General features: G+C 31.0%; 26 protein-coding genes. 6 read left to right on the top strand and 20 right to left on the bottom strand.

Going from position 1 to position 22,796, the window contains the following annotated elements; genetic code table 11:
- Positions 1–19: 19 nt before the first annotated feature.
- The 4 genes from ACN0WB_RS05425 to pyrF all read right to left on the bottom strand — a co-directional run bounded on the left by ACN0WB_RS05425 (position 20) and on the right by pyrF (position 3,141).
- Positions 20–541 carry a hypothetical protein gene (locus ACN0WB_RS05425; protein ID WP_417429620.1) on the bottom strand — a complete coding sequence of 174 codons (522 nt, stop codon included), beginning with the start codon at positions 539–541 and terminating at the stop codon, positions 20–22.
- Positions 542–614: 73 nt separating this feature from the next.
- Positions 615–1,115 (bottom strand): hypothetical protein, encoded by a 501-nt coding sequence (locus ACN0WB_RS05420; RefSeq protein ID WP_417429618.1) that lies wholly within the window; start codon positions 1,113–1,115, stop codon positions 615–617.
- 90 nt (positions 1,116–1,205) lie between these two features.
- Entirely contained in the window at positions 1,206–1,688 is a 483-nt protein-coding gene (locus ACN0WB_RS05415; RefSeq protein WP_417429616.1) for a hypothetical protein, read from the bottom strand.
- Positions 1,689–1,782: 94 nt separating this feature from the next.
- On the bottom strand, positions 1,783–3,141 hold the full coding sequence (pyrF, locus tag ACN0WB_RS05410; protein ID WP_417429614.1) for an orotidine-5'-phosphate decarboxylase: 1,359 nt from the start codon (positions 3,139–3,141) through the stop codon (positions 1,783–1,785).
- Between the two features lie 115 nt (positions 3,142–3,256).
- On the opposite strand from pyrF, the gene dcm reads away from it, so the two are divergent.
- On the top strand, positions 3,257–4,498 hold the full coding sequence (gene dcm / locus ACN0WB_RS05405; protein WP_417429612.1) for a DNA (cytosine-5-)-methyltransferase: 1,242 nt from the start codon (positions 3,257–3,259) through the stop codon (positions 4,496–4,498).
- Here dcm and ACN0WB_RS05400 read toward each other — a convergent pair.
- Positions 4,471–5,202 (bottom strand): PmeII family type II restriction endonuclease, encoded by a 732-nt coding sequence (locus ACN0WB_RS05400; protein WP_417429610.1) that lies wholly within the window; start codon positions 5,200–5,202, stop codon positions 4,471–4,473. The genes dcm and ACN0WB_RS05400 overlap by 28 nt on opposite strands.
- 130 nt (positions 5,203–5,332) lie before the next feature.
- Between ACN0WB_RS05400 and ACN0WB_RS05395 the strand changes: the two genes are divergently transcribed.
- The gene (locus tag ACN0WB_RS05395; protein ID WP_417429609.1) at positions 5,333–6,877 is read left to right on the top strand and encodes a serine hydrolase; all 1,545 of its coding nucleotides are present in this window, start codon (positions 5,333–5,335) and stop codon (positions 6,875–6,877) included.
- A 119-nt stretch (positions 6,878–6,996) separates the two neighbouring features.
- Here ACN0WB_RS05395 and ACN0WB_RS05390 read toward each other — a convergent pair whose 3' ends face one another.
- On the bottom strand, positions 6,997–7,464 hold the full coding sequence (locus ACN0WB_RS05390) for a SixA phosphatase family protein (RefSeq protein ID WP_417429607.1): 468 nt from the start codon (positions 7,462–7,464) through the stop codon (positions 6,997–6,999).
- A 128-nt stretch (positions 7,465–7,592) separates the two neighbouring features.
- Between ACN0WB_RS05390 and ruvX the strand changes: the two genes are divergently transcribed.
- From ruvX to mazG, 4 genes are all read left to right on the top strand, one after another.
- On the top strand, positions 7,593–8,009 hold the full coding sequence (ruvX, locus tag ACN0WB_RS05385) for a Holliday junction resolvase RuvX (RefSeq protein ID WP_417429605.1): 417 nt from the start codon (positions 7,593–7,595) through the stop codon (positions 8,007–8,009).
- On the top strand, positions 8,006–8,578 hold the full coding sequence (def, locus tag ACN0WB_RS05380; protein WP_417429603.1) for a peptide deformylase: 573 nt from the start codon (positions 8,006–8,008) through the stop codon (positions 8,576–8,578). Before ruvX ends, def begins: the two co-directional genes overlap by 4 nt.
- Before the next feature lie 47 nt (positions 8,579–8,625).
- Complete coding sequence (locus ACN0WB_RS05375; protein ID WP_417429601.1) at positions 8,626–9,183, top strand: DUF5606 domain-containing protein; 558 nt, start codon at positions 8,626–8,628, stop codon at positions 9,181–9,183.
- Positions 9,184–9,299: 116 nt separating this feature from the next.
- Entirely contained in the window at positions 9,300–10,067 is a 768-nt protein-coding gene (mazG, locus tag ACN0WB_RS05370) for a nucleoside triphosphate pyrophosphohydrolase (protein ID WP_417429599.1), read from the top strand.
- Between the two features lie 36 nt (positions 10,068–10,103).
- Here mazG and ACN0WB_RS05365 read toward each other — a convergent pair whose 3' ends face one another.
- The 14 genes from ACN0WB_RS05365 to nuoF all read right to left on the bottom strand — a co-directional run bounded on the left by ACN0WB_RS05365 (position 10,104) and on the right by nuoF (position 22,786).
- The gene (locus ACN0WB_RS05365; RefSeq protein WP_417429597.1) at positions 10,104–10,583 is read right to left on the bottom strand and encodes a hypothetical protein; all 480 of its coding nucleotides are present in this window, start codon (positions 10,581–10,583) and stop codon (positions 10,104–10,106) included.
- A 413-nt stretch (positions 10,584–10,996) separates the two neighbouring features.
- Entirely contained in the window at positions 10,997–11,269 is a 273-nt protein-coding gene (locus ACN0WB_RS05360; RefSeq protein ID WP_417429595.1) for a Txe/YoeB family addiction module toxin, read from the bottom strand.
- A complete protein-coding gene (locus tag ACN0WB_RS05355) occupies positions 11,266–11,481 on the bottom strand; it encodes a hypothetical protein (RefSeq protein WP_417429593.1) in 216 nt (71 codons plus the stop codon). The genes ACN0WB_RS05360 and ACN0WB_RS05355 overlap by 4 nt, the downstream gene beginning before the upstream one ends.
- 71 nt (positions 11,482–11,552) lie before the next feature.
- Positions 11,553–11,966: a VOC family protein gene (locus ACN0WB_RS05350; protein ID WP_417429591.1), complete on the bottom strand. Its 414-nt coding sequence runs from the start codon at positions 11,964–11,966 to the stop codon at positions 11,553–11,555.
- 158 nt (positions 11,967–12,124) lie between these two features.
- Positions 12,125–13,504 (bottom strand): NADH-quinone oxidoreductase subunit N, encoded by a 1,380-nt coding sequence (locus tag ACN0WB_RS05345; protein ID WP_417429590.1) that lies wholly within the window; start codon positions 13,502–13,504, stop codon positions 12,125–12,127.
- A gap of 68 nt (positions 13,505–13,572) precedes the next feature.
- Complete coding sequence (locus ACN0WB_RS05340; RefSeq protein WP_417429588.1) at positions 13,573–15,069, bottom strand: complex I subunit 4 family protein; 1,497 nt, start codon at positions 15,067–15,069, stop codon at positions 13,573–13,575.
- Complete coding sequence (gene nuoL, locus ACN0WB_RS05335; RefSeq protein ID WP_417429586.1) at positions 15,070–16,965, bottom strand: NADH-quinone oxidoreductase subunit L; 1,896 nt, start codon at positions 16,963–16,965, stop codon at positions 15,070–15,072.
- Between the two features lie 7 nt (positions 16,966–16,972).
- Positions 16,973–17,302, bottom strand: coding sequence for an NADH-quinone oxidoreductase subunit NuoK (gene nuoK, locus ACN0WB_RS05330; RefSeq protein ID WP_417429584.1), 330 nt, complete (start codon positions 17,300–17,302; stop codon positions 16,973–16,975).
- 3 nt (positions 17,303–17,305) lie between these two features.
- Positions 17,306–17,803, bottom strand: coding sequence for an NADH-quinone oxidoreductase subunit J (locus ACN0WB_RS05325; RefSeq protein WP_417429582.1), 498 nt, complete (start codon positions 17,801–17,803; stop codon positions 17,306–17,308).
- A gap of 4 nt (positions 17,804–17,807) precedes the next feature.
- Positions 17,808–18,359, bottom strand: coding sequence for a NuoI/complex I 23 kDa subunit family protein (locus ACN0WB_RS05320; protein WP_417429580.1), 552 nt, complete (start codon positions 18,357–18,359; stop codon positions 17,808–17,810).
- A gap of 75 nt (positions 18,360–18,434) precedes the next feature.
- Entirely contained in the window at positions 18,435–19,508 is a 1,074-nt protein-coding gene (gene nuoH / locus ACN0WB_RS05315; RefSeq protein ID WP_417429578.1) for an NADH-quinone oxidoreductase subunit NuoH, read from the bottom strand.
- Between the two features lie 3 nt (positions 19,509–19,511).
- Positions 19,512–20,576, bottom strand: a complete 1,065-nt coding sequence (locus tag ACN0WB_RS05310) for a 2Fe-2S iron-sulfur cluster-binding protein (protein WP_417429576.1) — start codon at positions 20,574–20,576, stop codon at positions 19,512–19,514.
- A gap of 30 nt (positions 20,577–20,606) precedes the next feature.
- Positions 20,607–21,422: a hypothetical protein gene (locus ACN0WB_RS05305; protein ID WP_417429574.1), complete on the bottom strand. Its 816-nt coding sequence runs from the start codon at positions 21,420–21,422 to the stop codon at positions 20,607–20,609.
- A 2-nt stretch (positions 21,423–21,424) separates the two neighbouring features.
- Positions 21,425–22,786, bottom strand: a complete 1,362-nt coding sequence (gene nuoF, locus ACN0WB_RS05300; RefSeq protein WP_417429572.1) for an NADH-quinone oxidoreductase subunit NuoF — start codon at positions 22,784–22,786, stop codon at positions 21,425–21,427.
- Between the last annotated feature and the right edge of the window lie 10 nt (positions 22,787–22,796).

Genomic DNA, 22,796 nt, shown 5'->3' with positions numbered 1-22,796 from the left:
GAATTATTAGCAAATTTCCTTAAAAAATTGGATTTATAGAATTTCCATTTTCATCTGTGCTAAAATAAGTGTCTAAATAAATATTGCAGTTCGGCATTTTCTCTTTTAAAATAATTGCTTTTTCGTCTAGGTTTGTTTCATTTTCTTCTGAAGAAATAAAAATTGTATTTAGATTTTGATTGTTTAAATTTTCACACAAATCAGACAATTTAATTTCCGTTTTTGTGATGTTCAAAATTTCTAAATTCTCCATCAAATTGAAATAGGGAATACTTTTTTTTGTAATTTTTCTGTGGTCAATTAAAGACAATTCTTTTAATTTTTTGATTTTGCAAATGTGTTCAACGCCTTCATCTGTAACCCAAGTGCATTTTAAATAGAGTTCTGGAATCGCAACTCTTTTGGCGAAATAATACATCAATTCATCATCTGCATCTCCGTCAATAGAAGTAAATCCGGACATTTCTGTCGGAATATCCTGTAATTTTTCAATACGGAAATGCTTTTGCCAACATTTTTTTTCTTCTTTGGAGAGTTTCATTTTAAAAAAAAGCTTTTTATTTGAATTTTAATATTTAATAATAGACTTTAATATTATTAATTTTTAAATCAAACTACCATTTTCCCCATGGTTTCCCAGTAATAAATGTGTACATTTTTTTGCTGTATTCAGAACTGGTAAATTCTTTTACGGGTTTGAATTTAAAACCATTAATTATTATTTTCTCATGTTGGTAATTACAACTTGTGCAATCTTCTGTGTTAATTTTATAATCTCTTTCCGTATAAGGTATTGTCGTATAATTAAATGCTCGCAAATGAAGTTTTAGTTTTTCAAATTCTTTTAAGTGGTTTTTGTAAATAAATTCTGCAAGTTGATTTCCCAATGCAGATGTATAACCATTATCCATTATAGAAGGTGCATCAAAAGGACTAATTATAATGCGTACAAATTTTTTATAGGGAACATCAGATTTCCAATTATCTTGATTATTTATATAATTTCTTGCAGTTGAACTTTGAGTCTCAAACACAATGAAATATTTTTTTGTTTCCTGTGCATTTACAGCAAATAACGTCGTTATTAAGAGGCAAATTGAAAATAATTTTTTCATTATTTTTATGATTTAAGGTTAAACATTTATCGTTGAAAGGAGCGGAGGATTTTTAATTTTGCACCTATTTTTTTCTTCTTTGTAAGAGTTTCATTTACTTTTCTTATTCCAATCCTCTATAATCTTTAGGACAGATTTTTCATCTCTTGCATATATATAACAATCAAAATCATTAGTTTCACCAGTATAATAAATTTCATCATTAGAATACAATTTTACAGTGAAGGTTTCATCAAACTTTAATCGGCATATAACGATTTTTTCAGTTTCTCTTACTGAGTAAATATTTGCTTTGTAAAAGGATTTCCAATTAATATTAGAATATACATATTTACTTAATTTGTCATTTTTGTCCTTGTTGATAGAAGTAAAAGAATCTTTAGTAATAATTTGAGATATCATTTTATCTTTTTCTATGACACCTACCGTTACAAATTTTTCTCCTTTTATGTTATCCAGATATTTTTGAATTGGAGGAAATTCCGCAGTCTGAGCATTATTTTCATATTTAATAAAACTTGTGGTAATTATTAATAGCATTAAAGCTAAATTAATTTTAATTATTTTTTTCATAATATTTGGATTTTATTTATCATAAAAATATTTCAATTTTATTTCAAAAAAAATACGGCATTTGCCGTATTTTTTAATTTATAAAAAAGATGTTTTACAAATTTTCGATGTAGGAATTCCAACCTGCAATTTTGTAATCTAAAGATGCTTTTTCAATTTCTTCCGCTTTGTAGATTCCGCGTCCAACAATAATGAAATCCGTTTTTAAATTTTTAAAAACAAATTCTGAAGTGTTGTATTGTTGTCCTTTATTATCGCCCTTTGTTTCCATATTTACACCTGGTGTAAAAAGTAGTAATTCATCTGGAATTTTATTTTGACAAACGCCACCAATTACATTTGGATGAGAAAGCGCAATTTTCAAAGCTTCTTCTCGGTATTCAGAATTGGTTAAAGTTCCTTTTGATGACATTCCTAAAATGGCAATTACACCGACATTTAGAAAACAATCCAAAGAATTTTCACCACCAATAACATGAGAAGTTACTAAATCTGCCCATGAAGAAATTTTGTAAATTCCATTAGAAAATTGCAGTTCTTGCGTATTTCCGATGTCGCCAAATTTCCGATCTTCCATTAAAAGGAAATTGTATTTATTTGCCAAATCTTTTAGGGGAAGAATAGTTTCATCGAAATCAAAATCGGTTAAAATATCAATATGTGTTTTTAATGCCACGATATTTGGTCCTACTTTTTCGGCAAAATCTAAAAGTTCTTTTGTGGTTAAAACATCTGCAGAAGCAATCAGATTTGATTTTTTTTCAATTGCAATTTCTAGTATTTTTTTAGAAAATGAATTGGTGGAATTTTCTAATTTTTGTTCATAAGTTAAACGTTTTTCTTCTGCAAACTGCACTTGATTTCCTTTCAGAAAATCATTAATTCTAGAAATTTCTTCGTCAGAAATTAAATTATTTTTTCTCAAAATCTCACAAACTTCTGTCATATTAAAAAGTGAATGAACTCTAAAACCTCTTTCTTCCAAAAGTTTTTTTCCGCCTTGTTGTCTGTCTAAAACAACAATAATATCGGTCACTTTTAAATCTTCCTTTTCAATTTCTGGAATGGTTTCTAAAAGTGAAATCCCAGAAGTAATCACATCTTCAACAATTAAACAATTTTGCCCTTTGCTGAAAATTCCTTCAATTAATTTTTTTGTTCCGTAAGCTTTGGCTTCTTTTCTTTTGATAATTAATGGTAATTCACTTTCCAAAGACATTGCAGTTGCCATTGGTAAAGCTGCGTATGGAACGCCGCAGATTAAATCAAAATCATTAATTGAAATTAATTCTAATAAAAAAAAGGATAATTTTTTTAAAATTTTAGGATCAGAAGCGAGTGGTCTTAAATCTACATAAAACGGACTTTCTATGCCGCTTTTTAAAGTAAATTTCCCAAATTTAATAATCCCTAATTGATAACATTCTAATAAAAAATTCTCCTTATTGCTCATTCTTTTTGGTTTAATGCAAAGTTAAGATTTTTTAGATGTAGTAAAAAATTGCTTTGTAAATTCAATAAAAATATTATAAATTTGTAACCATTGTATAAGGTTAAGCAATTTGGTTATGAATGAATATATGACACTTTCAGAAACTTCTGAATACATTGGTAAAAGTAAAGAAACTTTGAGAAGATGGGATAATGAAGGAATATTAGTTGCTGTTCGTGAACCAGTAAGTAATTATAGAGTTTATAGAAAATCAGACATTGATACTTTATTTGCTGATTTTCTAGATGAAGATATTAAAGAAACTATTTCTAATTATATTGAACCAAATGATGATTATACGGTTTTAGAACTTTTTGCAGGGGCAGGTGGATTAGCAATTGGAATGGAAAAAGCTGGATTAAAATGTGTAGTTTTAAATGAAATTGATAAATGGGCGTGTCAAACTTTAAGAAAGAATAGACCAAATTGGAATGTTTTGGAGGGAGATATTAAAAATTTTAGTTTTGAGAAATATAAAAATAATATTGATGTTGTAACTGGTGGATTTCCTTGTCAAGCATTTAGTTACGCAGGAAAAAAATTAGGTTTATCCGATGCGAGAGGAACTTTGTTTTATGAATTTGCAAGAGTTGTAAAAGAAGTAAATCCACCAATTTGTATTGGTGAAAATGTTCGCGGTTTATTAAGTCACGAAAATGGAAAAACACTTCAAGGAATGATTTCTATTTTGGATGAAATAGGATATAATGTAGTTCCAGTTCAAGTTTTAAAAGCAATTAATTTTAATGTTCCACAAAAAAGAGAACGATTAATTTTAGTTGGAATTAGAAAAGATATTAATTTAGAATATGAATATCCGAAACCTTATAAAAAAGTTTATAATTTAAAAGATGCATTAAAAAAAGGCGAATTATTTGATTGCGATGTTCCAGAATCAGAAGGTTCAAAATACCCACAAAGTAAAATTGATGTTTTAGATTTAGTTCCTCCAAAGGGTTATTGGAGAGATTTACCTTTAAATATTCAGAAAGAATTTATGGGCGGAAGTTTTCATCTTGGAGGTGGAAAAACTGGAATTGCAAGAAGAATTGGATGGGATGAACCTTGTCTAACTTTAACTTGTAGTCCTGCACAAAAACAAACCGAAAGATGTCATCCGGAAGAAACCCGTCCATTTACAGTTCGTGAATATGCAAGAATTCAAACATTTCCTGATGATTGGAAATTTGAAGGTTCGGTTGCACAACAATATAAACAAATTGGAAATGCAGTTCCTGTTAATTTAGGAAAGGAAGTTGGCTTTTCAATTGTAAAATTTTTGAATAGTTATTATGGTTTTTCAAAATCAAAAAGTTGAGAAATTTCGATTTCCTTCGCTAATTTTTCAACACCTTCATTAATTAAATTTTGGGTATCAATATTTTCAATTAATATTTGAAGATTTTCAACCAAACCTTTATAAAAATTAGGAAATCCAGTAATTCTATGCCAAAAATCTTTACCAATAATTACAGGATGACTTTTGTCAATAACTTTATAATGCATACTCAAATCATCAATTTCGCCATAAAGAACTCCGACAATAAAATCAGTATTGTTTATATTTTTAAATGCTTTATTTGTTCTTGCAAGATTTATTGTATCTGTGAATTTCTTTATTAAAGGTTTTACATCTTCCGAATTAATGGTATTTGGACCAGCTTTCAATTGGCACCATTTTCTACGATTTTCAATTTTATCAATAAATTCTATATCCATTCCCTTTATTAAAGAACCTTCCGCGATTTTTAAATCGACAAACATATTTTGAATCCTCGATCCAAAAGTAGTATTTATAGATGTTCCTAAAACTCGTGGATAGAATAAAGCTTTTGCAACACCAATCGGAGAATATTCATTTTCTAGAACTTTGGATAAATATTTTACAACTATCGGATTTATATTGTAATTCTTAAGTTTCGAATTTCTGTTTAACGATGCTAAAATATGATTTTCAAATATATAAGTCTTGAAATATTCAACAATTTCTTTCGTTGTTTCTTCTTGATTTTTTGCTTTCATTCTCAATATTATTGTGTAAATATAATAAAAACTCTTTCCAATATTTTTTAAACGAATCAATTTTCAAAATCTTCTAAATTAAATATTACCTAAAAATCTTATCTTTGAAACGTTTTTAAAATAAAATACTATGAAACGCTTTTATCCTTTACTTTTTTTATTGATTTCTACGCTTTCTTTTGCTCAAGTTGAGGAAAAAAAATTAGATGATTTAATTCAAAATACTTTAAAAACTTTTGATGTTCCAGGAATGTCGGTTGGAATTATTAAAGATGGAAAACTCATTTATGCAAAAGGTTTTGGCGTGGCTTCATTAACTACAAAAAAACCAATGGATGAAAATACTTTGGTGGGAATTGCTTCTAATTCTAAAGGTTTTACAGTTACAGCTTTGGCGATTTTAGCTGATGAAGGAAAACTAAATTGGGACGATAAAGTTTCTAAATATATTCCAGAATTTAAAATGAACGAAGCTTATCCAAGTCAAGAAGTAACGATTAAAGATTTGGTGACGCATCGCGCTGGTTTAGGTTTAGGAGCAGGAGATTTAATGTTTTTTCCAGAAGGAGGTCCTTTTACCGTGAATGATATTATCAATAAAGTAAAATATTTGAAACCAACTTATTCTTTTCGTGATGGAATGGAATACAATAATATTATGTTCATTGTTGCGGGAGAAATTATTCACCGAGTTTCTAGTTTGGAATGGGCAGATTTTATTGAACAAAGAATTTTAAAACCTGTCGGAATGACGTCAAGTTATGGAAGTTATAATCGCGCAAAAAATGTGACCAATAAAATTGACGCACACGCACCAATTGACGGAAAAGCCGTTCAAGTTCCACACGATTGGAATGAAACCGCAAACGCAGCCGGCGGAATTATGAGCAACATAAAAGATATGACAACTTGGGCAAATTTTTTAATGAACGGTTTTACAACTGCAGATGGAAAAAAATTAGTTTCGGATAAACAAATTCAGCAAATTTGGGAAATTCAACGTCCGATTTCTGTGGCTTTAAAAAATCCTTACGACACCCATTTTTATGGTTACGGAATGGGTTGGTTTTTGAGCGATGTAAAAGGTCAATTTCAAGTGCAACATACAGGTGGATTAATTGGAACGGTGACGCAATTCACTTTACTTCCTGATTTGAAATTGGGAATTGTAGTTCTTACAAATCAACAAAGTGGCGCAGCTTTTAACACAATTACAAATACGGTAAAAGATTCTTATTTGGGAATTGCAGATAGAAATTGGCTAAAAACTTATGGCGATAGAATGCAAAATTATAACTCTAAAATTGAGAAAGAAAAAGAAGAAGTTTTTGCAAAATCTGCTGCGTTTGCGAAAACCAACTTAGCTCCAAGAGATTCTCAGTTTTTAGGTACTTACAAAGACGATTGGTTTGGAAATGTTGATATTAAAAAAGAAAATAATAAATACCGTTTTTACGCAGAAAATTCTCCGAGATTAAGTGGAACATTGATGCCGTATTCTGAAAATACTTTTATCATAAAATTAGACAATGCAAGTTATGACGCTGATGAATTTATCACTTTCAACTTTGATGAAAATGGCAACGCCATTTCTGCTAAAATAAAACCAATTTCCAGCGTCACGGATTTTAGTTTTGATTTTGAAGATTTGGATTTGAAGAGAGTGAAGTTGTAAAGTTGTAGGTTGTAAAGATGTAAAATACAACTAGGTGAAGATGTAAAGTCTTGATTTATATTTAAATTACTTTACAACTTTACAACTTTACAACTTTACGACCTACAACTTTACAACTATTAAGGTTTATAAAACGCGACTAAATTCTTATTCGCCATTTCAAATTCTGACCATTTTTCACAATCGAAATTAAAAATTGCAACGCCACAAGTGGGAAAGTGAATAATGTTTTCCGAAAATGAATTTGCAAAATTTGAAATTCCATTGTTATGAGAAAATAAACAAGCAGAATTATGCTTGTCATCTAAAGAAAAAACAACAGAATGAAAATTTTTCTCTGAAGGATTGTATAATTTCTCTGCAGTTTCAAAAGATTTTTGATAATGTTTGGCGAAAATTTCACAGGTTTCTACGGTTCTTTTTGCAGGACTTGCTAAAAAATAATCAATTTTAGTATTATTTGCCAACAGATATTTTGACATTTCCGTAGCATCTTTTTTACCAATTTCTGCTAATGGACGCTCTAAATCTTCAGTGTTTTCCGGCCAATCACTTTTTGCGTGTCGAATAAGTAGGAGTGTTTTCATAAGTTAGAAAATAGAGATTAAATCAAAATTTTTGCAGAATTAAATTTATAAAAAATTCTTCAGTATTTTAAATAAAGAAAACTATTAAAATTCATCCTTTTACTAAATTTTAGTAAATTTGCATCTTGATGGGAAAAGCGCTTGCAATAGATTTTGGTAAGGTGAGATGTGGTCTTGCAGAAACCGACGATATGAAAATTATTGCAAGTGGTTTAACAACAGTTCCGACCGCTGAATTAATACTATTTTTAAAAGATTATTTAAAAAAAAATAAAGTAGATGAAGTGGTGATTGGACAACCGGTAGATTTGCGTGGAGAAATCTCAGAAATAGAAACTGAAATTTTAAAGTTTATAGAAAAATTTAAAATAGAATTTCCCAAGATAAAAGTTTTCCGTTTTGATGAAAGATTTACATCAAAGATGGCAAGTTTTTTTATAAGTCAAAGTGGGAAAAGCAAGAAGAAAAGACAAGAAAAAGGTTTAATAGACAAAGTAAGTGCAACTATAATTTTGCAAAACTTTTTAGAACAGAAAGAGAAATGATATTACCAATTCGGGCATTTGGAGATCCGGTTTTAAGAAAGAAAGGAAAAGAAATTTCTAAAGATTATCCAGAGTTGAAAACATTTATAAATAATATGTTTGAAACTATGGAAGATGCAAATGGCATTGGTTTGGCGGCGCCGCAAGTGGGTTTAGATATTCGTGTTTTTGTAGTAGATTTATCGCCTTTAGCAGAAGATGAAGATTATGCGGAAATTGCGGAAGAATTAAAAAGCTTTAAAAAAGTATTAATTAATCCAACCATTCTAGAAGAAACTGGTGAAGTTTGGAAATTTAATGAAGGCTGTCTTTCCATCCCCGAAATTAGAGAAGATGTAGCGAGACACGAAACAATTACCATAGAATATTTTGATGAAAATTTTAAAAAACATACCGAGACTTTTTCTGACATGAGAGCGCGCGTTATTCAGCATGAATACGATCATATTGAAGGAATTTTATTTACCGACCATTTGAGTTCATTAAAGAAAAAAATGATAAAAGGTAAATTAACCAAAATCTCTCAAGGTGACATTCACGTAAATTATAAAATGAGATTTCCGAAATAGGAAGTTTTAATAAAAATATTAAGTAAAAATTTAATTAAATAAAAGATATGCAATTAGAAAAAATAATCTCCATTTCTGGAAAACCTGGACTTTTTAAATTGGTTTCTCAACTAAAAAATGGTTTTATAGTAGAAGATATTTCAACTCAGAAAAAAGCCAGTATTTCTAATTCTTCACAGGTGAGTTTATTAGATAATATTGCCATGTTTACTTTTGATAAAGAAGTGCCTTTGTTTGAAGTATTCGAAAACGTTGCTAAAAAAGAAGATTATAAACAAACGATTTCTCATAAATCTAGCGATGCAGAATTACGTGCTTTTATGGAAGAAGTTTTGACCAATTATGATAAAGAACGTGTTTATGTTTCTGATATTAAAAAATTAGCACAATGGTATAACTTATTACAAAAGGCAGGTTACATTAAACCAGAGAGTTTTATAAAAGAAGAAATTTCAGAAGAAAATGAATCTGAAAAACCTTCGTTAGAAAAAAAAGAAACTAAAAAATCAGCACCCAAAAAAGAGAAAAATACAACTTCTAAAGCGAAAATCTCTACTTCTTCTGCAAAAGGAGCACCGAAAAGTACGCACAGAAAAATGGGATAAAACATTTGCAATTAGTAATGTTTAAAATAATTATACTTCGGCAAAGTTTTGTTTCTTTGCCGAAGTTTTTTTATTAAATCTGCAACCTAAAATCTACAATTTAAAACCTAAAAGCAATGACTTCCAGACAAGAACAACTCGACCATTTTAATCAACTCTTAGACATAATGGAAGAGTTGCGAGAAAAATGTCCGTGGGATAAAAAGCAAACTTTGGAAACTTTGCGTCCATTAACTCTTGAGGAAACTTATGAACTTTCTGATGCTATAATTTCTAAAGATTTACAGGAAATTAAAAAAGAATTGGGTGATGTTTTATTGCATTTGGTTTTTTATTCAAAAATTGGAAGTGAAGAAAATACTTTTGATATTGGAGAAGTTATTAAGTCTTTAAATGAAAAATTGATTTTCCGCCATCCGCATATTTACGGCGATGTAGAAGTAAAAGATGAAGAAGAAGTAAAGCAAAATTGGGAAAAATTAAAATTAAAAGAAGGAAATAAATCGGTTTTGGGCGGCGTTCCGAAAAGTTTGTCGGCTTTAATTAAAGCGCACAGAATACAGGATAAAGTAAAAGGAATTGGTTTTGAATTTCAAAATCCAGAAGATGCGTGGAAAAAAATAGAAGAGGAGTTGGAAGAATTTCACTCAGAAATAGAACTCGATAAAAAAGAAATGGAGTTGGGCGATGTCTTTTTCTCATTAATCAATTACGCCCGAATGAATGGTTTAAATGCCGATTCTGCTTTAGAAAAAACAAATAAAAAATTAATTTCCAGATTTCAAAATATGGAAAATTTAGCGACTGATAAAAATCTAAAACTTCAGGATTTAAGTTTAGAAAAAATGGATGAACTTTGGGAAGAAGCGAAGAGAAACGAATAAACCTCAAGAATTTTCTGAAGATTTATTCATTTTTATTTAGTCAAAATATTGGTGATAAGTTTCCATCGAATGTTTTAAGTTTCCTACGATTTTATTCGCTTCTTCTTTGTTAGCTGCTTTGTTCAAATCTTCAATTAATTCCATGTGCGGATGTAACCAAGCGTGTAAAACTTCATGTGGTGTTCCTTTCATAGTGCAACTTTTCACTAAATTTTCGTTGGTTGTTTCTATGGTTTTTCCCAAAGTTTTGTAATCATCAATTTCTGGTTTGTACCTCTTAATTTCACTTTCCATTTGATTAATGAAAGGTTTCATTTCCGCATTCATCGCCCATTTTGTGCAGTTGTTTAATTCTAATTTTGTGGTTTCAGAATGTTCTTCCTCTGTTGCATGATTTTCAGACATTCCATGGTTTTCCATAGTTGTATTTTCTTGATGATCCTTATGTTTTTGTTTTTTCTCGCAAGAAACTACGATTGTTAATCCCAGTAAGGCTGATAAAATAATCTTTTTCATTTTTTTTAAATTTTTATAGTTTTAATTGGAGAAACTTGAACGGAATAAAAAATTTTTATTTATCGTCTTTTTTTAAATACAGCAAAAAAGAAATTCCCGCAGAAACAAACATAAGAATTCTACCTAAAAAATTTGTTTTGTTGGTTTCCCTGTAAAATAGTATTTGGTAAGATACGCTAAAATAAATGCCGCCAAAACTTGCAGAATTAAAATTGAAAAGTTAAAAATTGTATATTATTTTTCTATCTTCTTTGTCTTCAAAAGTTGGCTTCGCTGCTTCCAACTTTTGCAATTACAGAAACGGAATATAGAAAAAAGTCTGAACCTAGTGAAAAATTACAGGATGAAAAGCGGTGATGGGTTTGTTAATTTTTGGAAAGAAGTAGTCATTTAAAATGTGAATTTTAGTAAAATTATTTATCATCATAATGTCCAAAACCAGATAAAATTTCGACAACATTATCTTTTAATTCATAAACAAGCCTATGTTTATCACTTATTCTTCTTGACCAAATTGCTGCTTTAAAGTATTTTAGTTGTTCTGGTTTCCCAGTTCCGTCCGTTGGAGTTTCTCTAATTTCGGATAGGAATGAATCTATTTTCTTCAATAGAATTTTGTTACCTGCTTTTTGATGTTTTTTAATATCAATTAAAAATTCTGCAGAAAATTCTAATTCAAAACTCACAAACCCAAAATTTTTGTTTGTTCTGAAGCTGAAACTTTAGTTTTCGGGCTTTTTCTTGCTCTTTCGATTTTATCTGTAAATTCTTTTTTAGAAAGTTTTGTATTGTCTTTTTGCTCCTTAAAAACGGCAGTAATTCCTAATGCTTTCAGAACATTTACAACCATCCTAATTTTATCTTGACTTATATCTTCTTTAATCTCAATAGTTGCCATTACATTTTATTTGTATTTTCAAAGTTACTAAAATTTGTAAAACGAATTTAGACTTAAATTGTAAAATGTTTTTATTTAAACAATTGCGTTTCATCTTTCAGCATTTTAAACTCCAAAGGATTTCCACTGAAATCAAAAACAAACATTGTGGTTTGTTCGCCAGATTTGCCTTCGTATCTTTTTGTAGGTTTTATTAAAAATTCAATATTTTCTTTTTCAAGGTTATTTTGAATTTCAGTAAAAATTTTTTCATCTAAAACGCAACCAAAATGCGGGATCGGAACGTTGATTCCGTCAACTTTTCCGCAAAAATCCAAGACTGGAAAATCTTTGCTAATGTGCGCTGAAAGTTGATTTCCAAAAAAATTAAAATCTATCCAAGTTTCCGTGGAACGGCCTTCTTCACAACCTAGAATTTTGATGTAAAATTTACGAGTGGATTCTAAATCTTTTACTTTGAAAGCGAAGTGGAAAGGGAAGTTCATTTGATTTTAAATTTCTAAGAATTATTATCTCAGGAGATTACCACGTTATATTTGTTAGAATATGACGACGGAGACTATGGTATTGTTGATTATTTGGATTTTCCAGATAAGAAAACAATTGATTTTTATTAGAAAAGGATTTTCTTTTAAATAAAAATTTACAATCCAAACTGATACGCAAATAAATCTGGATAAACACCTAAAGTTACAATTGCTACAATAATGAAAACCGCTACAATATTGTAAGTTAAACTTACTTTTTCTGTCGTATTAAAACTGCTTTCTTCATAGAAAAACATAGCGATAATCAATCGTAAATAATAGACAATTGAAATTGCAGAACCGATTACAGCAATTACTACTAAAATTGGCGCAGCTTGCATTGCTTGTGCAAATAAACTAAATTTCCCTACGAAACCTGCAGTTAAAGGAATTCCCGCCATTGAAAGTAAAGAAATTGCAGCAACAACAGCCAAAATTGGTTCGGTTCTCGCTAAACCGTTAAATGCTTTAAATGAAGATTCTCTTTTTATTTTTTCAACGTAAATTAAACACATCATTACACCAACTGAAGCTAAAGAATATGCGAAAAGATAAAATGCTAAATTGTAAGTGGATAAATGATTAATTCCAAAAAATATTAAACCAACATAACCTGCGTGAGAAACAGCGGAATAAGCCAACATTCGTTTTGCGTTTGTTTGCGCTAATCCCATAAAATTTGCTAGTAATAAAGTGATAATTACGAGAACGGCTAAAATATTAATCCATTCTTCGAAAACGCCAAAGAAACCGATTGTCATTAAACGGAACAAAGCCACAAAACCAGCAATTTTCACAATGGTCATCATAAAAGTTGTGATAAGCGACGGTGAACCTTGGTAAACATCTGGACCCCACATGTGAAATGGCGCAAGTGAAACTTTAAAAGCTAAAGCAGCCAACATTAAAACGCAACCCATTGTAAACATTAGGTTTTTCGGATTTGAAATACCGAATTCGTGGACGGCGTAAAGATCAAAACTTCCTGCACTTCCATAAATTAATGCAATTCCGAATAATAAGAATCCTGTTGCAAATGCACCCATTAAAAAATATTTAATAGAAGCTTCGGTGGAACGCAAATCTGTTTTTCTGCTTCCTGCCATTACATAAAGTGGAATAGATAATATTTCAATTCCTAAGAAAAGTGTCACTAAATTTTGGTAAGAAAATAAAACAATTCCGCCAATTAATGAAAATAACATCAAAGAATAAAGTTCTGATTGATGACTTCTGTGGTCGCTGAAAGAAAATCCTCCCAGAAAATATAAAAGCAAAGTAATAACTATTGAAACTTTTGTGAAAAGCGCAGCGGTTTGGCTAAATATAAACATAGATTCATATTTTGCAAAAAACTGATGTTCCGGTAAAAAGCTCACGTAAAAAGCCACTAATAAACCGGCAATTCCAATATATCTCGCCCATTTTCCTTGTTCAAAAACGCCAGAAAATAAAGCAATCACGGCTGTAAGGAAAATAATAATTATAACACTCATACTTTAGTTTTGAAATTTTTATGTTCGGGTTTTTTTTAATTTTTACCTGAATTTTTATCAATTTATTTTTAAAAAATTAATGAACCGTAAATTAATTTTAAGGAAGAATTTACCATTTCTATTATTATTTGCGGGAAAACTCCGAGCAAGATTACAAATATTGTTAAACTCGCTAAAACGGTAAATTCTATTCCCGAAATATCTTTTACTGAAGATAAAACACTTTCGTCGCCTGTTCCAAACATGGCTTTTCCGTAAAATCTTAATAAATATCCTGCGGCTAAAATCATCGTCAATCCAGACAAAATTCCTAAAATGGTATTGTAATCGTAAACTGATTTAATTAAAATAAATTCGCCAATAAAACCATTAGTTAAAGGAACGCCGAGTGAACCAAATAAAATCACCATAAAAAGTACAGCAAATTTTGGAGCAACTTTCGCCAAACCGCCCATTTTACGAATATCTCTGGTTTTGAATTTTTTAAATAAAATATCTGCACAATAAAATAAACCAACAACATTAATCCCGTGTGCGAAAGATTGTATCATTGCGCCTTCGCCGCCTTCAATTGTGAAAGATCCATTTAAGGTTAATAATGCAGAAGCGAAAATTCCCGCAACAATTAATCCAATGTGTGAAAGTGAAGAATAAGCGATAATTCTTTTTGAATCGTTTTGAATTAATGCGATTAAAGCGCCAAAAACTACGGTGAAAACACACAACATTAATACAATACCGCCGGAAGTTCCAGCAATTGCGTGTGGTGTGATTGGTAATAAATATCTTAATAAACCGAAAATAGCCATTTTTGCCATCAATCCAGAAAGCAACATCGAACCTTGTGTTGGTGAATAAGTATAAGTATCGGCTTGCCAATTGTGAAAAGGAAATATTGGAAATTTCACGGCAAATGCAACGAAAATAAACCAGAATACTAAAACTTCATCGGTGAGATTTAAATTTGCGTGGTACAAATCCATCAAAGCAAATGAATTGGAATGAACATAAACAAAAATTAATCCAGCTAACATAAATAATGAACCCACGAATGTGAAAACAAAAAATTTGGTTGTGAATTTTAATCTTTGGTCTTCTTGACCCCAAAGTCCAGCAATAAACCAAATTGGAATTAAAGTAATTTCCCAGAAAGCATAAAATACCAAACCATCTAAAGCGGTGAAAACACCGATTAAACCAAATTGCATTAATAAAATTAAACCGTAAAATTTATTGCTGTAGCAACGCTTTTCATTAAAAGAAGACAAAATTATTAATGGCACCAAAATATTGGTTAAAATAAGCATTACCATACTTAATCCATCAATTCCGAAATGAAGATTACTTCTTAAAGCATAAGAAAACGGAACGTTTATTTCGAATTGCAAAGGTCCATTTACAGTTGGTCCAAAATTAAAATAAGCTAAAGCATAAAAACCCAAAAGCATTTGTGCAAGGGAAAAACCGAGTGCAACATCATTACTGAATTTATTATTCTTCCAGAAAAAAACGAAAAGTGAACCAACTAAAGGTAAAAGCAATAATGCTAATAAAATTCCAGACATTTATTGTAATATAAAGTTAACAATTAAGATTATTCCTATAGCTAAAGACATTATTAGCACATAGTTTTCTACATTTCCATTTTGGAAACGCTTCATCGCTTTTCCAGTATCTTCTGCTCCAAAACCAATAAAATCTGAAAGTTTTGTGAGAATTTCTTTATCAAAAAGTTTACCGGCGCGTCCCATTCCTTCCACAGGTTTTACAACCGTTGCGTTATAAATTTCATCAATAAATAATTTTTTAGTGGAAAGTCTTTCCCAACCTGTGTATTGTTTTTCTGGCAAGGCTGCTTTTCCGTTTTTAACGTACATTCTGTAAACTATAAATAATATAATAAGAACGACCAAAACAGTCACTGCCATTAAAGACAATTCTTTCCATAAAGGGATTTCCGCTTGTTGCACATCAAATAAATAAATATGGCTTAACCAATGATCTAATTTCCCTGAGAATTGATGACCTACAAAATGTGGTAAATTTAAAAGTCCACCAAATAAAGATAATATTGCTAAAACCATTAAAGGAATTGTCATAGAATAAGGACTTTCGTGGATGTGTTTTTTCTGTTCTTCAGTTCCTCTAAATTCTCCAAAAAATGTTAAGAATAATAATCTAAACATATAAACTGCAGTTAAAGCTGCGCTGAATAAAGTTAAAAACCAAATAATCGGGCTTTTATTCCAAGTTGCAGCTAAAATTTCATCTTTAGAAATCATCCCAGAAAAGAAAGGAATTCCAGAAATTGCTAAAGTTCCTATTAAAAATGTAATATAAGTTAAAGGAATTTTTTTTCTTAAACCGCCCATAAAACGCATATCTTGTTCGTCGCTCATCGCGTGAATTACAGAACCTGCACCTAAAAATAAAAGTGCTTTGAAAAATGCGTGTGTAATTAAATGAAACATTGCAACGGTGTAAGCTCCCGCTCCAAGAGCGATAAACATAAAACCAAGTTGTGAAACTGTAGAATATGCTAAAACTTTTTTAATATCATTTTGTCGCAAACCAATAAACGCTGCGACTAAAGAAGTTGTTAAACCAATAAATAAAATAATATCTAAAGTTGATGGTGCGAGTGAAAAAAGAAAATTACTTCTTACTACCAAATAAATTCCTGCTGTAACCATTGTTGCCGCGTGAATTAATGCGGAAACTGGAGTTGGACCCGCCATTGCATCTGGAAGCCAAGTGAAAAGTGGAATTTGTGCAGATTTTCCAATTGCGCCGATAAATAAACTTAAAGTGATGAAAATAACGACGGGAGAATTGAGTTCGAATTTATTGGCATTTTGCGCAACCGTTAAATAATCAATTGCATTCATTTGTTGCGCTATTACGAAAACTCCAACTAATAAAGCCAAATCACCAATTCTGTTCATTATGAAAGCTTTGCGAGCAGCTTTGCCGAAATCTTCATTTTTATACCAAAATCCAATTAGTAAATATGAACAAACGCCGACGCCTTCCCAACCAATAAATAAAATTAAATAATTATTTCCCATTACCAAAAGTAACATTGAGAAAATAAATAAATTTAAATAAGAAAAGAATCTTGCAAAACCAGCATCGTGACTCATATATCCGATGGAGTAGAGGTGAATTAAAGAACCAATCCCGGTGATAATCATAATCATCATTAAAGACAATTGGTCAATTTGAAAAGCAAAATTAATTTGCATTCCATTCACTTTAAACCATTCAAAAGCTTTGACAATAATGGGCGACGAATTTTCATCGAAGCCTAAAAATATTTTAACTGCGATTACAAATGAAGTAAAAACTACTAAAGTTGCTAAAGTCCCCACGAATAATTTAGGTAATTTTTTACCAAAAAAACCATTAATTAAAAAACCTGCGAGAGGTAAAAGTATGATTGCGTAAACTAAATTTTCCATCCTTTTCTTAACCTCTTAATTTATTAAAAATACTAATATCCACCGATTTGGAATTCCGATACATCATTGCAATAATTGCTAAACCAACTGCAACTTCCGCCGCTGCAACTACCATTATAAAAAATACCAAAATTTGCCCATTTCCGTCGCCTTTATAACTGGAAAATGAAGCTAATAAAAGATTTACAGAATTTAACATTAATTCTACACAACCCAAAATTATAATTGCATTTCTACGAACTAAAACGCCTAAAACGCCTAAACAAAACAAAAATGTACAGAGAATTATAAAATATTCTAAAGGCACACTTTGTATAAAAGTATTGGTTTCTCCCATAATTTATATATCTTTTTTACCAATTAAAACTGCACCCACGATTCCTGCTAAAATGAGTATTGAAGCGAGTTCAAATGGCAAAACATATTCGTTAAATAATAATCTTCCTAATTCTTTTGTTAAACCTGCGGATGGATTTATATTACTTCCTGCAACATGATTCATTGTCATTCCTTTGTACGCACCGAGCATTCCGATGAATAAAATACCAGCAGAAAAAACAGCAATGTATTTACCTAAACCTGGTTTTTTAGTTTCATCACCTTCGTTTAAATTTAGCATCATTAAAATATAAAGAAATAAAACCATAATTGCTCCGGCGTAAACTATAATTTGAACAATGCCTAAAAACTGTGCATTAAGCAATATATATAATCCTGCGATAGAGAAAAAAGTAACAATTAATGATAAAATACTGTAAAGCGGATTTTTACCAAACACGAAATATATCGCGCTTAAACACGCGATGAAAGCAACTAAAAAGAAAAGAATTTGCTCCATTTTTTTAAACTAATTTTTTTTGTTCTTCAGATTGTCTCTCTGAAACATCAATTCTTGCATCCATTGTTTCTACTAATTTATCTTTACCGTAAATAAAGGAACCACGGTTGGTTTCTACATCTACCAATCTATCAGTTAAATAAATCGCAGACTTTGGACAAGCTTCTTCACACATCCCACAGAAAATACAACGCAACATATTGATTTCATAAACTTCAGCAAATTTTTCTTCTCTGTAAAGATCTTTTTGCTCTTTTGTTCTTTCTCCGGCCGTCATTGTAATGGCTTCTGCAGGACACGCAACTGCGCATAAACCGCAAGCTGTGCAACGTTCTCTTCCTTCTTCGTCTAGTTTTAAAACGTGAAGTCCGCGCCAAACTTTTGCGCGAGGTTTCACTTGCTCTGGATATTGAATGGTTTGAGAACCGCTGAAAACTGTTTTCCCCGCATGTTTTAAAGTAATCGCCATTCCTTTAAATATCTCCGGAAAATACATCTTTTCGAGCAGTGTCATCTTTTTGTTTGAGACAACTTTTGACCTATTTGTAAGTTTCATTTTATTTATTTAGTGTAACATTTTACCGAAGTAACAATTTACCAATATTAAATTAATTTAAATTTTTCTTTTTAATTATTTAAAAAAATATTCAAAAGCTAAAATTACCGCACCTGTTAAAACTAAATTTACTAATGCAATTGGTATAAATTTTTTCCAACCAAGATGCATTAATTGATCATATCTAAATCTTGGTAAAGTCCATCGAACCCACATAAATATGAAAATTCCTGTAAAAGTTTTTAATAAAAATGCAAGGATTGATAAAATTCCAGCGGCGTTTTCTCCCCAATGTACAGAAACCCAATGAATTCCTGGGAAATTATAACCACCCAAAAATAAAGTAACAAGTAATGCATTTGAAATAAACATATTCACATATTCTCCGAACATGTAAAGTCCCAATTTCATTGAAGAATATTCTGTGTGATAGCCATTAATTAATTCAGATTCACATTCTGCTAAATCAAAAGGATGTCTGTTACATTCCGCCATTGCTGCAACAAAAAAAATGACAAAAGCGACTGGTTGATAAAAAACATTCCAATTAAAACCAGAAACCCAAGGAATTACGCCCCAAAGTTTTCCCGTTCCTTGTGTTTCAGTTATTACTTTTAAATCTAAACTTCCAGACATCATAATAATTGCAAGTAAAGATAAACCCATTGCGAGTTCATAAGAAATCATCTGAGAAGAAGCACGAATTGCACCGATTAAAGAATATTTATTATTTGAAGCCCATCCTCCAATCATGATTCCGTAAACGCCGATGGAAACCATTCCTATTAAATATAAAACGCCGACATCAATATTTGCCACTTGAAGTGAATAACTTTCTCCACCAAAATTTAAAGATTTTCCCCAAGGAATTACTGCACCTGTAATTAATGAAATAAACATCACTAAAGACGGACCAATTATAAATAAAAATTTCTCAGCATTTGCTGGAGTAAAATCTTCTTTAAAGAAAAATTTCCCACCATCTGCAATTGGTTGTAATAAACCGAAAGGTCCGGCTCTGTTTGGTCCAATTCTATCTTGCATTATAGATGCAACTTTTCTTTCAGCCCAAGTGGAATAGGCTGCAACAGTTAATGCAAGTAAAAACAAGCAAAATACCAGAATTAATTTAAAAGTTAATTGCTCCATCTTTTATATTTCGTCTTTTTTACTAATTTCTTTCGCGTCAGAATTTTCTATTAAATAAGATTCTTTTGCGTCATCTTTTCTACTTATTTCTTTTGCATCTGGATTGTCTAATAAACGCAATTCATTGGTTGGTTTTTGATAATGATTTAGTGAAATCACAGAATGTCTATCGATGTGACGTGGACCTTCAATTACCCAATCTTTTGCATTTTTTCTACCAAATCTACAAGTGTTACAAATATAATCTTCTCTGGTGATTTCATCATATTGGTCTTTTCTTGCAGTCACTCTAATTACTTCATCACCTTTTAACCAAACTACGGCTTTCCCAGAACATTTATCGCAATCGCAATGTGCATCCATCGGTTTTGTAAACCAAACGCGGCTCATAAATCTTGAAGTTCTGTCAGTTAAAGCTCCAACTGGACAAACATCAATTACGTTTCCGATAAAATCATTTTCCAAAGCTTTATTTAAATAAGTAGAAATTTCTGCATGTTCTCCTCTAAATAAAATGCCATGTTCTCTTTCTTCTGTTAATTGGTTCGCCACTAAAACGCAACGCGCACACAAAATGCAACGGTTCATATTTAATTTAATGTAAGGACCGATATCTTCTGGCTCAAAAGTTCTGCGTTCAAAATCTGTTCTTGTAGATTCTACGCCGTGTTCGTAACTTAAATCTTGCAAATGACATTCTCCGGCTTGGTCACATATTGGACAATCTAAAGGGTGATTTATTAATAAAAATTCTGTAACGGCGTGTCTTGCTTCTTGTGTTTTAGGAGAAGTTAAGTTTTTCACTTCCATTCCGTCCATCACTTCAGTTCTACAACTTGCAACCAATTTTGGCATTGGTCTTGAATCTTTATCAGAGCCTTTGCTCACTTCTACTAAACAAGTTCTGCATCTTCCACCGCTTGTTTCCAAAGAAGAATAATAACACATTGCAGGTGGAACTGAACGACCACCGATTTGCCGTGCGGCATTCATAATTGTAGTTCCGGGCGCAACTTCTGTAGTTTGCCCATCAATGGTTACTTTAAATTTTTTAATTTCTTCGCTCATATTTTTTATTTTGCCAATTGGCAATATGATTTATAAATTTTTCTTCGTTCTGAATGTATATCCAACTCCCGCTAGAATTTGTCCGAAAACAAAATCTTGTTGCGCATAATCTGGTTTATTATTTAATGTGGTTTTTATATCCCACATATTTATATATCCCGCTTTTGCTTCTAATCTCAACATCCAATGTTTATTATAAATAAAATTTAGACTACTTCTTAAATCGATTCCCATTCCTGCAACGTGAAAACGGTCGCTTCTTTCATTTCCAAATAATTTCACATTACTTTTTGGAAACATAACGCCGATTCCGGCTCCATAAGACCAAACTAAATCTATTTTTTCTTTATTAATTAAACTTTTATATTTTTCTAAACCTAAATTTTCATAATTAAGTCCATCTGTATGCTCAAAAGTAAGGAAATTTGCATCGGCTAAATTCACTTTTCCATTTTGTACATAAGCGGCATATTTTGGATCAGAAATATTTCCATTAAAATCTACAATTTGATCTTGATCCATTACATATTTCATGTGATCTATTCCTAAAACTATGGCTAAATTATCTTTTAAAAAATAGCCAATTCTTACATCATATTGCACCACAGTAAACCATTTTGGATTTACATAATCCCACCCAAAAGGTGAAGGTCTATCATGTGCAACTACATTATTTAATTGAAAATCATAACCATTTCCTTTAAAATGAATATCAGAATTGGTAAATGCACTTCTATTCCAACCGAAGAAAACAATCATACTCCCTTTCTGAAAAGGTTGAGTTTGTGCTTTCAAACTTAAAATTGAAAATAAAATTACTGCTAAAAATAATATTTTACTTTTCAACTTTATTTAATATTTTGAATTTCTGGTGTTGGAATTGGATCTGCATAATTTGCCAAACCATAATTTCCCGTCATTGCTTCGGGATTATCAATCCACCATTCAAACTCATCTCTAAAATGTCTGATTGCCGCGGCAACTGGCCACGCTGCAGCATCACCAAGTGGACAAATTGTATTTCCTTCAATTTTTCTTTGAACGTCCCACAATAAATCGATATCTTTCATTTCACCTTCTCCGCTCAATATTTTTTTGAAAATTCGATACATCCAACCAGTTCCTTCTCTACATGGAGTACATTGTCCGCAACTTTCGTGGTTGTAGAATCTCGCCAAAGTCATCGTGTGTTTTACTACAGATTGGTCTTCGTCTAAAACTATAAATCCACCAGAACCCATCATCGAACCTGTAGCGAAACCACCGTCTGATAAAGATTCATAATTCATTATTCTATCTTCACCATTGATTGTTTTTAATAATAAATTTGCTGGTATAATTGGAACTGAACTTCCACCCGGAATACAAGCTTTCAATCTTTTTCCATTTGGAATTCCGCCACAATATTCGTCAGAATAAATAAAATCTTTTACAGAAATGGTCATATCAATTTCATAAACGCCGGGTTTATTAATATTTCCACAAGCAGAAATTAATTTTGTCCCAGTTGATTTACCTACTCCAATTTTCGCATATTCTGCGCCAGTAATATTAATAATTGGAACAACTGCTGCAATAGTTTCAACATTATTTACCACAGTTGGTCTTTCCCACGCACCTTTTACTGCAGGAAATGGTGGTTTTAATCTGGGATTTCCACGTTTTCCTTCGAGAGATTCTAAAAGTGCAGTTTCTTCACCACAAATATAAGCTCCCGCTCCACGATGAACATAAATTTCTAAATCGTAACCAGAATTTAAAATATTTTTTCCTAAAAATCCTGCTTTTTTAGCCTCATCAATAGCTTCTTCTAAAATATCTGTAATCCAAGCATATTCGCCACGGATATAAATATAAGAATCATTTGCGCCTAAAGCAAAAGAGGAAATTACCATTCCTTCAATTAAAAGATGTGGTAAAAATTCCATTAAATAACGGTCTTTGAAAGTTCCAGGTTCAGATTCATCTGCGTTTACAACCAAATGTCTGGGAATGCCGTCTGGTTTTGCTAGAAAACTCCATTTTAAACCTGTAGGAAATCCTGCACCACCACGACCACGAAGTCCGGAAGTTTTTACTTCTTCCACAATTTCTTCTGGCGTCATTTTGAACGCTTTTTCAACTGCTTCATAACCACCGTGTTTTCGGTAGGTTTCAAAATAGCGAATACCTTCTATATGTGCATCTTTAAGTAAAAGTTTTTTACTCATTTTTTATTTT

Origin of the sequence: Halpernia sp. (assembly GCF_048269545.1) — a bacterium.
In the GTDB taxonomy this organism is placed as follows: domain Bacteria; phylum Bacteroidota; class Bacteroidia; order Flavobacteriales; family Weeksellaceae; genus Halpernia.
The sequence above is the reverse complement of the archived record's forward strand: the minus strand, read 5'-3'. Positions and strand labels throughout refer to the sequence as shown.

Coding starts and splice junctions, on each gene's coding strand:
- ACN0WB_RS05340 (WP_417429588.1), bottom strand. CDS start 15,069: ATGTCTGGAATTTTATTAGCATTATTGCTTTTACCTTTAGTTGGTTCA.
- ACN0WB_RS05320 (WP_417429580.1), bottom strand. CDS start 18,359: ATGAAACTTACAAATAGGTCAAAAGTTGTCTCAAACAAAAAGATGACA.
- ACN0WB_RS05350 (WP_417429591.1), bottom strand. CDS start 11,966: ATGAACTTCCCTTTCCACTTCGCTTTCAAAGTAAAAGATTTAGAATCC.
- ACN0WB_RS05375 (WP_417429601.1), top strand. CDS start 8,626: ATGCAATTAGAAAAAATAATCTCCATTTCTGGAAAACCTGGACTTTTT.
- ACN0WB_RS05310 (WP_417429576.1), bottom strand. CDS start 20,576: ATGAGCGAAGAAATTAAAAAATTTAAAGTAACCATTGATGGGCAAACT.
- mazG (WP_417429599.1), top strand. CDS start 9,300: ATGACTTCCAGACAAGAACAACTCGACCATTTTAATCAACTCTTAGAC.
- ACN0WB_RS05395 (WP_417429609.1), top strand. CDS start 5,333: ATGAAACGCTTTTATCCTTTACTTTTTTTATTGATTTCTACGCTTTCT.
- nuoK (WP_417429584.1), bottom strand. CDS start 17,302: ATGGGAGAAACCAATACTTTTATACAAAGTGTGCCTTTAGAATATTTT.
- ACN0WB_RS05345 (WP_417429590.1), bottom strand. CDS start 13,504: ATGAGTGTTATAATTATTATTTTCCTTACAGCCGTGATTGCTTTATTT.
- dcm (WP_417429612.1), top strand. CDS start 3,257: ATGAATGAATATATGACACTTTCAGAAACTTCTGAATACATTGGTAAA.
- ACN0WB_RS05420 (WP_417429618.1), bottom strand. CDS start 1,115: ATGAAAAAATTATTTTCAATTTGCCTCTTAATAACGACGTTATTTGCT.
- ACN0WB_RS05365 (WP_417429597.1), bottom strand. CDS start 10,583: ATGAAAAAGATTATTTTATCAGCCTTACTGGGATTAACAATCGTAGTT.
- nuoF (WP_417429572.1), bottom strand. CDS start 22,786: ATGAGTAAAAAACTTTTACTTAAAGATGCACATATAGAAGGTATTCGC.
- ACN0WB_RS05415 (WP_417429616.1), bottom strand. CDS start 1,688: ATGAAAAAAATAATTAAAATTAATTTAGCTTTAATGCTATTAATAATT.
- pyrF (WP_417429614.1), bottom strand. CDS start 3,141: ATGAGCAATAAGGAGAATTTTTTATTAGAATGTTATCAATTAGGGATT.
- ACN0WB_RS05355 (WP_417429593.1), bottom strand. CDS start 11,481: ATGGCAACTATTGAGATTAAAGAAGATATAAGTCAAGATAAAATTAGG.
- ACN0WB_RS05325 (WP_417429582.1), bottom strand. CDS start 17,803: ATGGAGCAAATTCTTTTCTTTTTAGTTGCTTTCATCGCGTGTTTAAGC.
- ruvX (WP_417429605.1), top strand. CDS start 7,593: ATGGGAAAAGCGCTTGCAATAGATTTTGGTAAGGTGAGATGTGGTCTT.
- def (WP_417429603.1), top strand. CDS start 8,006: ATGATATTACCAATTCGGGCATTTGGAGATCCGGTTTTAAGAAAGAAA.
- nuoH (WP_417429578.1), bottom strand. CDS start 19,508: ATGGAGCAATTAACTTTTAAATTAATTCTGGTATTTTGCTTGTTTTTA.
- ACN0WB_RS05390 (WP_417429607.1), bottom strand. CDS start 7,464: ATGAAAACACTCCTACTTATTCGACACGCAAAAAGTGATTGGCCGGAA.
- ACN0WB_RS05400 (WP_417429610.1), bottom strand. CDS start 5,202: ATGAAAGCAAAAAATCAAGAAGAAACAACGAAAGAAATTGTTGAATAT.
- nuoL (WP_417429586.1), bottom strand. CDS start 16,965: ATGGAAAATTTAGTTTACGCAATCATACTTTTACCTCTCGCAGGTTTT.
- ACN0WB_RS05425 (WP_417429620.1), bottom strand. CDS start 541: ATGAAACTCTCCAAAGAAGAAAAAAAATGTTGGCAAAAGCATTTCCGT.